Below are 9,017 nucleotides of genomic sequence, written 5' to 3' on the forward strand. Positions count from 1 at the left end.
ATTTTTAGCTTATGCAAACAGATGTTATGTCCAACAAACGAAATCTGATTCTACCTCAACCAGTTTCCAATCTGGAAGTTTCATCCACAATAGAAACTCAATCGAGTGTTGTCATCGTTGGAGCTAACGGTTCAGGGAAAACACGCCTTGGGTCTTGGATTGATCTGGAGTCCCCACAAAAATCCTTGGTGCATAGAGTCGGAGCGCAAAAGTCCCTTTTGATACCAGATTTTTGTTCTACATCCTCCATTGATATTTCTGAAAACACTCTTCTCTATGGTTTACATCAACCTAACGTATCTTCAGAAGACCTACAGAGTTACAAAAGTTCTTACAAATGGGGATCTAAACCAAATACTCATCTCCAAAATGATTTTGATAAACTGCTTACCCACCTATTCACAGAAGAGTTTGATAAGAGTACAAAATATCGTCAACAGGTTAAAGCTAATGGAATCTCAGAATCCCCTCCAGAAACCAGCCTTGACATAATTAAACGTATTTGGGAATTTGTTCTTCCACATCGCGAGCTTACTATTGGAGCCGGGAAAATTGAAGTAAGTTCCAGACATAGTACAGGAAGTTCATATCATGCGTCTGAAATGAGTGATGGGGAGAGAGTCATCTTTTACCTTATTGGACAGTGCCTTGCCGCGAAAACAAATGGAATAATAGTGATCGATGAACCTGAAACTCATATACATAAAGCTTTGCAAAGTCGGTTGTGGGATGCAGTTGAGGTAGAAAGACCAGATTGCCTTTTCGTGTATTTGACTCACGATTTAGATTTCGCAGTAACACGCTTGGATGCTATTAAAGTTTGGCTGAAGAGCTATGAAAATAATCAGTGGGATTGGCATTTAATACTTGGGAATGAAGCTGTCCCTGAACGTCTTCTCTTGGAAATTATTGGAAGTAGGAAGCCGATTTTATTTGTCGAGGGCGAGCTAGGTAGTCTAGATTATTTCTTCTTCTCACGCTTATTCAAAAAATATACCGTTACTCCATGTGGTGGACATGAGCAAGTTATTAATTCAACTTGCTCATTCTCAAAACTTAAAAATCTTCATAATCTGGATTGTAAAGGCATAATTGACCGGGACTTTAGGAGGGACGAGGACGTTGAATATTTGAGGCAACGAGGCGTATTTTGCCTTAATTTCTCAGAAATTGAAAATTTACTGCTTTCAGAAAATGTCCTAAGTGCTGTGGCAACTAGCTTATATAGAACTGAAGATGAGGCGGCTCACCTCATTCAACAAACTAAACAGTTAGTATTCACTCACATGACACAAGAAAAGGAACGCCTTGTTTCAGCGATTGTTGCAGCGCGTATAGCAGATATTTTCTCTACATTTAACGCCAAAGCTCGTGGTGAAGCAGGACTAATCAAAGCGTTGTATGATGTTACAAAAGGTATCGACATTCCGGGTTTGTATGAAGAGACAAATAACTTGGTAGAAAATATCCTTATCACTCAAAATTATTCTGAAGCACTGGGTTTATATAATAATAAGGGACTCTTACCTCAAGTATCTTGTTTGTTCAGATTGCAGACTAACAGAGAGAACAATGAGTTAGTAACCTACATAAAGCGGCTAATCAACAGTAGGGATAATAGAATGATTATAGAGGCATTTCAAAATGCAACTCCTGAACTGGTAAGCCTCAGTTGATTTAGCCCCAAGCACTCCAGAGTACGATCGATTAGATTTACTCAGCACCTTAGTGGAAGCCTACGAGAAGAAACACATACCGATCGCAATCCCCGATCCGATCGAAGCGATTGATTATTACATGGAAACTCGCCGATGGTCTCGTCGCGATGTAGAGTCATGTCTCGGTAGTCGGGCTAGGGTATCCGAGGTTTTATCTCGTAAACGTTCCTTGACATTGGAGATGATTCGGAAGTTGAATCAAGAACTGGGGCTTCCCGCTGAAATTCTCATCCAACCCTATAAGTCGGTAAAAATCCCCGCGTAACAATATAACTCGATCTACCTTGATAGTTATATGGTGCGTCGCTGGGGGAAACTTCTCACTAAGGCGCCCATAGTCGAGGGCGACGCACCCTACATTCTTAACGCCTTCTACTCCCGAAAGAACGACTGCGACTCGGTTGACGAGAATTCCTGCCGCTACCAAAACTCGGACTCCGCCTTTGCTGCCGGGAATTTGAGTTGGGCGATCGCCTCAAAGTGCTCCCACCGTAACCCGAACCGGTCGATCGATTGCCATTTGGCCGTGCTGAGGGTCTTACTGGCTGGTTATATGTAGGCGATCGCAGGCGGCCGGTCGTCCTTAAAACTTGACGGTTTCTCACAACTGGAGGCGGAGTTTGGTAGCGAGTTTGATACCGCTGAACAGCTTGGCCGTAAGTATTGCCATACCCGCCATATCCTGTCATAATTCCCGGCTGATAGACTGGTGGCATATAATATTGCGGTCTAAATAACAAACTGCCGATCGCCTGACCAGCTATAGCCCCAGCAAACGGCGCCCAGAAGCCAGATTGCTGTCGCACTACTACGGTTTGTGGCTGACCTGTTTGAGGATTAGGAACAGTTTCGGTAACGTTGTGAACGTACTCAATTTTAAAATCTTCTGTCAAATGCAAAACCGCTTGATTGTTATCCACATTTAGATAACTTTTCTTGCCTGCCGATATTTCTTCATCCGTTAACCGAGCCATTTGCAAATCCGTAGTTCGGTAAACTGGGGGACTGCCGGGGGGAGTATTCAACAACATTAAACTGTATTCGCCATCAGCATCGTCGTAGGTAGCTTGCTGTACAGGATATTGACCTGGACTCAAGTTATTATTATTTGGTGTAGGACGCACTGTGTTAATATTTGGATTCCCAGCAGGATTTGTATAAGTTTGTCTGCTTGGAGAACCGCAGGCAGTTGCCGTCGCTAAGAAAATTAAAGCCATTAAATAAATTGTCAGTTTTCGCAGCATCATAAATAGTAATTTATAATTTGGCATGGATTGTTTGATAATGGCTCCTTCTTCCTTCTTCCCGACATCAGTTACATCAATTACACCCGTTACTGAATCCGTTGCCGAACTTCTTCCTTCCTTAAATCGGAATAAGTTCGGGGAAATTGACCAACACTTGGTCGTTAGTAAGTTCGTCTCCCAACTGTGCGGGAGAAAAGTGAACTTGCACAGCTCGGAGCCTTTCTTGGTAATGTAAATTCATCAGGGCTTTTAAACCGACTTTCAGCGCGTTGATATCAGCAAGGTCAGTTTCTAGGGCAGGAACTTCGCCTTCATAAGCAACTGTGATCATCACCACCACATTTCTAGTTACAGGCAAAGACAAGGGGGAATTTTTATCGTAAACAGATGTACTGTATTGAGGCTCGCTGAGATAGCGATCGGCTGAATCAATGAAAAGTTCATCCACATAATCGCCCGCTTCGCCTTCATTCCAAAAAACATCGCCTTCATTGGCGGCTGATTGCCAGTAGTTGTCGTACTGCAACAGGTGATTGCAAATTTCTACAAGACCTTCTCCTAAAACTGCTATGTCGCCATCGGCATCAATTGCTCTTCTGGCGGTGCGGTTGAGAACTCCTAACAGCGGTGCAACTTCTTCGCCTGTTAGGTGAACGAACACCCGGCAAACTGCCACTCGAGTTTTACCTGTAAATTGATTGAATCGATCGCGCCAAGCATTCATAATAACCTAGAGTTGTAATCTGTAGGGCTATATTTTCAAGGATAACAGGTCACTTGAACTCTTGCCGTCTACCCTCAGATTGATCTGAAGAGTATTTTTAGCGATCGCCTCCACAACATACTATCTCACTATGACTCATCTAATTTTATAGCAGTTTCAATCGCATCAAATACAGTAGGGAAATGGCACAGCCTTGTCATGAGGGGCAGTAGCAACTTTTAATAATTGGTATAAGATTGAGGATGGTAGCAATTTTTTTAAAACTGATATTAATTAAACCCTCCGAGAGCTTTGCGGGAATAGGATATTGTTTGCTATCGATTCATCTGTTCTCAATTGTTTGCACTGCTTTGCGAGCGGCAGGAAAATAAATTTTAGGGTAGATAATTTCCAGTCAAAAAACCTCCAATCTGGCAAGATTGGAGGTGCGCTAAGCGAATACTTTGGTTTGAGATAACTATTTGAGGATCGCGCTTTGGACTTGTTCGATCACAATTTCAAAACTCAACTCAGCAACTTGTGAAACTGGCAAATCCAGCTCGCCGCCCGGAGCTTCTGGGTGTTCCCGAACGGCTGCAACCGCATCTGCTGACTCAGCTACAGCACCCGCCGCCCTCAAATCGAGCAACACGGGAATTTCCATGTGTCCAGAAACACCTGCATCTGCGATCGGATCGATCGACTCTTCAAAAACTTCAAAATTATCGGTCATCGCCGCGCAAGCAGCAGAAGCGCGCTTGCCAGCGCGGTAGCTCATGTAGGCCGCACCTGCGCCCCCAAGCCCAGCCAAACCGAGGAAACCGAGAGCTGCTGTTTTGTAAGATTTCCACGGATTCATTCGCTCCGAGCCGCCGGAACCTAGGATTGTTGTCGCAGAACCAGATTTAGCCGCCCCAGATTTGCTGTAGGAACAGGGGAAAGCAGATGCGGCGTCACAAACAGCGATACTGCTTGCGATCGCGACAACGGAAGCAATGCCAGCTAACACTTGAAACTTCTTCATGGTGCTCTGGAGATTGTAAAGGATAATTAAAAAATTAATGGTAACAGCTCTTTACAAATGTATCAACTCTGCGCGCCACCCATATCGAAGATCGATCGCAAAAGTCAGCTATAGCCTCACGCAATTCAAATTTAAATTTGCCAGCTTAAAAATTTGCAATGCTTGCTTTGTAAGCGTTTCGGCCAAAAAAAAGGTAAAAGTTAAACTTTTGTGAACCAATACTTCGATCGCGCCCAACTTAGAAAATCTGCGGTGAGACACTAGAAAATTTAGTTGCAGACTGGCAAACACTTGGTGACAAACTACTTTTAAGGCTACTTTTGTAAAGGCTTAGTTATTGGAATAACTCTTATTTTTATGACAGACAACGCGACTCAAGGCATTGAGCGAGATCCTCGCCGATTGTTGGTGACGGGCGGGGCTGGATTTATCGGCTCAAATTTTGTGCATCACTGGTGCAGCACCTATGCGGGCGATCGAGTAATCGTACTCGACGCTTTAACCTACGCCGGAAACAGACAAACCCTGGCAACTTTGGAAGGAGGAGAAAATTTTCGTTTTGTGCAGGGGGATATTTGCGATCGTACCTTAGTCGATACCTTGCTCAAAGAAGAAAACATCACCACAGTCGCGCACTTTGCCGCAGAATCCCACGTTGACAGGTCAATTATCGGGCCTGCAGCCTTTGTTCAAACAAACGTTGTCGGAACCTTCACGCTTTTAGAAGCCTTCCGCAAGCATTTTGAAGCAATTGACGATCCCTCTCTCAAAGCACAAATGCGCTTCCTCCACGTTTCTACCGACGAAGTTTACGGCAGTCTCGGTCCTGATGACCCAGCCTTCACAGAAACAACTGCCTACTCGCCCAACAGTCCCTACTCAGCCTCCAAAGCTGGCAGCGACCACCTCGCCCGCGCCTATTTCCACACCTACGGCGTCCCGACAATTATCACCAACTGTTCCAACAATTACGGCCCCTATCACTTCCCAGAAAAGCTCATTCCATTAATGTGCATCAATATGCTATTGGGCAAACCGCTGCCAGTATACGGCGACGGTCAAAACGTGCGAGATTGGCTCTACGTTCTCGACCACTGCCGCGCTTTAGATGCCGTTATTCACCGCGGTCAGCCTGGGGAAACCTACAATGTTGGCGGAAACAACGAGGTAAAAAATCTCGATTTAGTAAAAATGCTGTGTCAGCTAATGGACGAATTAGCTGAGGATTTACCCGCCCGTCCTTGCGAACAATTAATCGCATTTGTCAAAGACAGAGCCGGGCACGATCGGCGTTACGCTATTGATGCCAGCAAAATTAAAACTGAGTTAGGTTGGACTCCCTCAGTAACCGTTGAAGAAGGTTTGCGACAGACTGTAGAATGGTACTTAGCCCATCGGGATTGGTGGGAACCCCTGCTTTCGGAGGAATATCAAACTTACTACCGGAAAGTCTACTCTAATTAATCTACTCTTGGACGCACGGGCTACCAAAAACCAGCACCGGTAAAAAACTGGTTTTCAAGCTCAAGAGTGCGTCCAACAAAGGTTTCTGTCTTGCCTTCAAGCTTTACATTTGAACTCTAGGTGCAGAAACGGGGTTTGAGGGAGGAAAATTTTTAGTTGAGTGCGATCGATCAGAGTTAAAAAACCTGTTTTCTTTAATCTTTGCGCCTAATTTCAGATTTAATTAGGGAAAGGTAAGTATCACACACATTCGCCCTTGTCAATCATTGTGAAGATTTAGTTAAAAATCATCCGAAACGCATAAATGCAAGTGTTTGTAGCTGATAATTTTAATAGAGTTACAAGATTAAGCAATTTAGAAGCTTTTAGGAAAAACAAAAAGCACCAATGACCGAAATAAACTGGCTCAAGCACGTCCAAGAACCTAAATACTGGCTGTTAGGCATCGCCTCCGGTTTGATTGCCATACACCTAACTCTAACTTCCAGAACAAACGACACAGACCTGTTTGGTACAATGTTACTGTTTTGGGGAGTCGTAGCATTTCTCATTTGGGAAAGGCACGAATCCTTAACTTTTGAAAGCGGAGTTTTTGCCAGCTTCTTTGGGTCATCGTTAATTGCTTTAATATTGCTCAAAAGTTCATCCATATCTGGATACGACTTTTTTATTCGAGCAACGCCTTTTTTGTCGGGAATCAGTCTCGCATTGCTGGCTTCCGGCACAAAAGGACTAAAACAATATAGGCAGGAACTTCTAATTCTTGGCTATACAGCTATTCCTCCAGGATTGATCGGAGTATTCGTTGATGTCGCCCTATTAACAGCAAAATTTTCAGCTTTCCTCCTCCACTATCTAGGATTTGAAGTGGTGCGAAAAGGGGTTTTTCTAATCCTGGAAAATGGCAGCGTGGAAGTGTATCACGGCTGTTCGGGCGTAAATGCGATGTTACAATTGTTAGGACTAGCTCTGGTTTTCTTACTGATGTTTCCTACCACTAGTGGTCAGAAAATGGTATTGCCATTCGTGGCCATAATTACTGCATTTCTAGTTAATGCCGCGCGAGTTGCTCTAATGGCAGTGCTGGTATCGCTATCTCAACCCGAAGCATTTAAATACTGGCACGAAGGAAATGGTTCGGTAATATTTTCTATGATTGCTGTATTTATTTTCGGGTTATTCTGCTGGTTTGCAATTTTGAAAGACCAACCCCAAAATAAGGAAGGACAGAATTTCTAATGGCTATTACATCTTGGAAACCACTTAGGCTTTCCCTGTTGGCTGTTACTTTGGGAGGGGTTTTGTTGGTTGCCGGAAAATTGGTTTTCTATCCATCGGACGGCAAGAATGTGGCAACCCCGTTTGAGTTTCCCGAGTCGGTGCCTCTAGCCGATTGGAAACTAAACAAGAGCGCGCTTCTGGAAATTAAGGAAAATTCAGGATTCAAAGCTGCCAGGAAATATGAATATCAAAAAAATAGCATGGGTCTAGAAATAGAGATGCGCTATGCGGTAGACAGCATTGGGGATGTGGAAGGTATGATGAAGGGACATACTATTCTCAAGTCGAATCCTGGTAAACTAGCATTGGCAAACACTCAAGGCGCGGGGTTTCACGGACTTTTGCAACAGCAAAATCGACTGTATTTGAGTTCATGTATCAATCCTCATGGCAGTCCTACAGTAACTTCCCAACAGTTTAGATATAATCGAAATACTCGCGATTGGCAGCCAAACCGTATTCTGTTTTGGTTGTTGGGTAGGGGAAATATTCAAGACCGGCGCTGTTTGTGGACTCAGATGTCTGTGCCTTTGGATAAAACAACTCCAGAAGATGCCAAAAAAATTCTAGAGAATGCTTGGGTTTCTTGGTATGGGTGGTGGCAGCCGCGATTTCCCGAGCCTTGAGTCGAGTCAGTGGATTTTAGCTTTTAGCTTTTAGCTTTTAGATTTACTCCACAGGTGAATCTGGAAGCTGGAACAAGAGTCTAAAATTTTTGATTCTCCACGACTGTTGTCGGGGGCTTGTATCCGTTCTTGGGCGGGGTCAAGAGAGATTTTTCTTAACAACAACTCTGATTATTTTATGAATGACTTACAAGGCGAACAAGGTTTTTCTATCTACAGGCTGCGTTGGATTGGCTACGGTCTATTAATTTTGTCTGTGTTAGATACGATTGCAGTTCTTATACCAGCAAATTTTGGCAATCGCCTCTGGGAATTGCAGACGATTGGGGCAGTAGTGGAACGGGTTCCCGTTCCACTACTTGCAATGGCGCTGATATTTTTTGGAGAAGGGTACGATCGCAGAGGTTTGGAAGAGGTTTTTTTGAAGGTTTTGTCTTGGGTTTGTCTGCTGCTAGGTCTAGTTTTTCTGTTGATGCTGCCTTTGGGAATTTTTGGCACTATCTATGTCAACAACCAAAACAACCAGCAAATTACTACTCAAGCAAACCAACAATTAGCTCAGTTGCAGCAGGTGGAAGATCGGCTAAAGAAGGGTAGTCCTGAAGATTTAAGGAATTTGGCGGGGGAACTTACCCGTTTGGGGGTACAAGCGGATACGCAAAACCCACAGCAATTGAAAGAGCAAATTCTTTCGAGAATTACTCCGGCTAAGGAACGATTACAGACCCAAAGTGCTGCGGTTCAGTCAAATCAGCGCGTGGGGTTATTTAAAAATGCTGTTAAGTGGCTGCTGGGCGCGCTGATTTCTAGTGTTTTGTTTTTTACGCTGTGGCGCGGTACTGACTGGGCTCGCTAGTAGTTTTGAGTTTTGAGTTGAGAGTTTTGAGCTAGTAAGGTGCGCCTAGCGCACCCGGAGAGCGTTGTTGAGGACTAAGATTCGCCCTGTGCACGCAG

9 protein-coding genes are annotated in these 9,017 nt (G+C 44.1%); 6 read left to right on the plus strand and 3 right to left on the minus strand.

The window, feature by feature from the left end; all coding sequences use genetic code 11:
- Positions 1–11 precede the first annotated feature (11 nt).
- On the plus strand, positions 12–1,676 hold the full coding sequence (locus QUA38_RS05520; protein ID WP_333159920.1) for a DUF4435 domain-containing protein: 1,665 nt from the start codon (positions 12–14) through the stop codon (positions 1,674–1,676).
- 52 nt (positions 1,677–1,728) lie between these two features.
- Positions 1,729–1,983: a hypothetical protein gene (locus QUA38_RS05525; protein WP_333159922.1), complete on the plus strand. Its 255-nt coding sequence runs from the start codon at positions 1,729–1,731 to the stop codon at positions 1,981–1,983.
- Positions 1,984–2,080: 97 nt separating this feature from the next.
- Here QUA38_RS05525 and QUA38_RS05530 read toward each other — a convergent pair whose 3' ends face one another.
- The 3 genes from QUA38_RS05530 to QUA38_RS05540 all read right to left on the minus strand — a co-directional run bounded on the left by QUA38_RS05530 (position 2,081) and on the right by QUA38_RS05540 (position 4,692).
- Positions 2,081–2,965, minus strand: a complete 885-nt coding sequence (locus tag QUA38_RS05530; RefSeq protein WP_333094405.1) for a hypothetical protein — start codon at positions 2,963–2,965, stop codon at positions 2,081–2,083.
- Positions 2,966–3,083: 118 nt separating this feature from the next.
- Positions 3,084–3,689, minus strand: coding sequence for a DUF1517 domain-containing protein (locus QUA38_RS05535; RefSeq protein ID WP_333159923.1), 606 nt, complete (start codon positions 3,687–3,689; stop codon positions 3,084–3,086).
- Positions 3,690–4,146: 457 nt separating this feature from the next.
- On the minus strand, positions 4,147–4,692 hold the full coding sequence (locus tag QUA38_RS05540) for a hypothetical protein (protein WP_333159924.1): 546 nt from the start codon (positions 4,690–4,692) through the stop codon (positions 4,147–4,149).
- A gap of 357 nt (positions 4,693–5,049) precedes the next feature.
- Here QUA38_RS05540 and rfbB point away from each other — a divergent pair, with 357 nt between their 5' ends.
- The 4 genes from rfbB to hpsJ-A all read left to right on the plus strand — a co-directional run bounded on the left by rfbB (position 5,050) and on the right by hpsJ-A (position 8,919).
- Entirely contained in the window at positions 5,050–6,156 is a 1,107-nt protein-coding gene (rfbB, locus tag QUA38_RS05545) for a dTDP-glucose 4,6-dehydratase (RefSeq protein WP_333094408.1), read from the plus strand.
- A 387-nt stretch (positions 6,157–6,543) separates the two neighbouring features.
- A complete protein-coding gene (gene crtA / locus QUA38_RS05550) occupies positions 6,544–7,395 on the plus strand; it encodes a cyanoexosortase A (RefSeq protein WP_333159925.1) in 852 nt (283 codons plus the stop codon).
- Positions 7,395–8,063 carry a cyanoexosortase A system-associated protein gene (locus QUA38_RS05555; RefSeq protein WP_333159927.1) on the plus strand — a complete coding sequence of 223 codons (669 nt, stop codon included), beginning with the start codon at positions 7,395–7,397 and terminating at the stop codon, positions 8,061–8,063. The genes crtA and QUA38_RS05555 overlap by 1 nt, the downstream gene beginning before the upstream one ends.
- A 178-nt stretch (positions 8,064–8,241) precedes the next feature.
- A complete protein-coding gene (gene hpsJ-A, locus QUA38_RS05560) occupies positions 8,242–8,919 on the plus strand; it encodes an HpsJ-like protein, cyanoexosortase A-associated (RefSeq protein WP_333159929.1) in 678 nt (225 codons plus the stop codon).
- Positions 8,920–9,017 lie beyond the last annotated feature (98 nt).

This window comes from Microcoleus sp. Pol12B4 (assembly GCF_036701385.1).
GTDB lineage: Bacteria > Cyanobacteriota > Cyanobacteriia > Cyanobacteriales > Microcoleaceae > Microcoleus.

Bases quoted from the DNA above. Each gene is read 5' to 3' on its own strand.
- QUA38_RS05520 (WP_333159920.1), top strand. From the start codon at position 12: ATGCAAACAGATGTTATGTCCAACAAACGAAATCTGATTCTACCTCAA.
- QUA38_RS05530 (WP_333094405.1), bottom strand. From the start codon at position 2,965: ATGATGCTGCGAAAACTGACAATTTATTTAATGGCTTTAATTTTCTTA.
- QUA38_RS05535 (WP_333159923.1), bottom strand. From the start codon at position 3,689: ATGAATGCTTGGCGCGATCGATTCAATCAATTTACAGGTAAAACTCGA.
- QUA38_RS05540 (WP_333159924.1), bottom strand. From the start codon at position 4,692: ATGAAGAAGTTTCAAGTGTTAGCTGGCATTGCTTCCGTTGTCGCGATC.
- rfbB (WP_333094408.1), top strand. From the start codon at position 5,050: ATGACAGACAACGCGACTCAAGGCATTGAGCGAGATCCTCGCCGATTG.
- crtA (WP_333159925.1), top strand. From the start codon at position 6,544: ATGACCGAAATAAACTGGCTCAAGCACGTCCAAGAACCTAAATACTGG.
- QUA38_RS05555 (WP_333159927.1), top strand. From the start codon at position 7,395: ATGGCTATTACATCTTGGAAACCACTTAGGCTTTCCCTGTTGGCTGTT.
- hpsJ-A (WP_333159929.1), top strand. From the start codon at position 8,242: ATGAATGACTTACAAGGCGAACAAGGTTTTTCTATCTACAGGCTGCGT.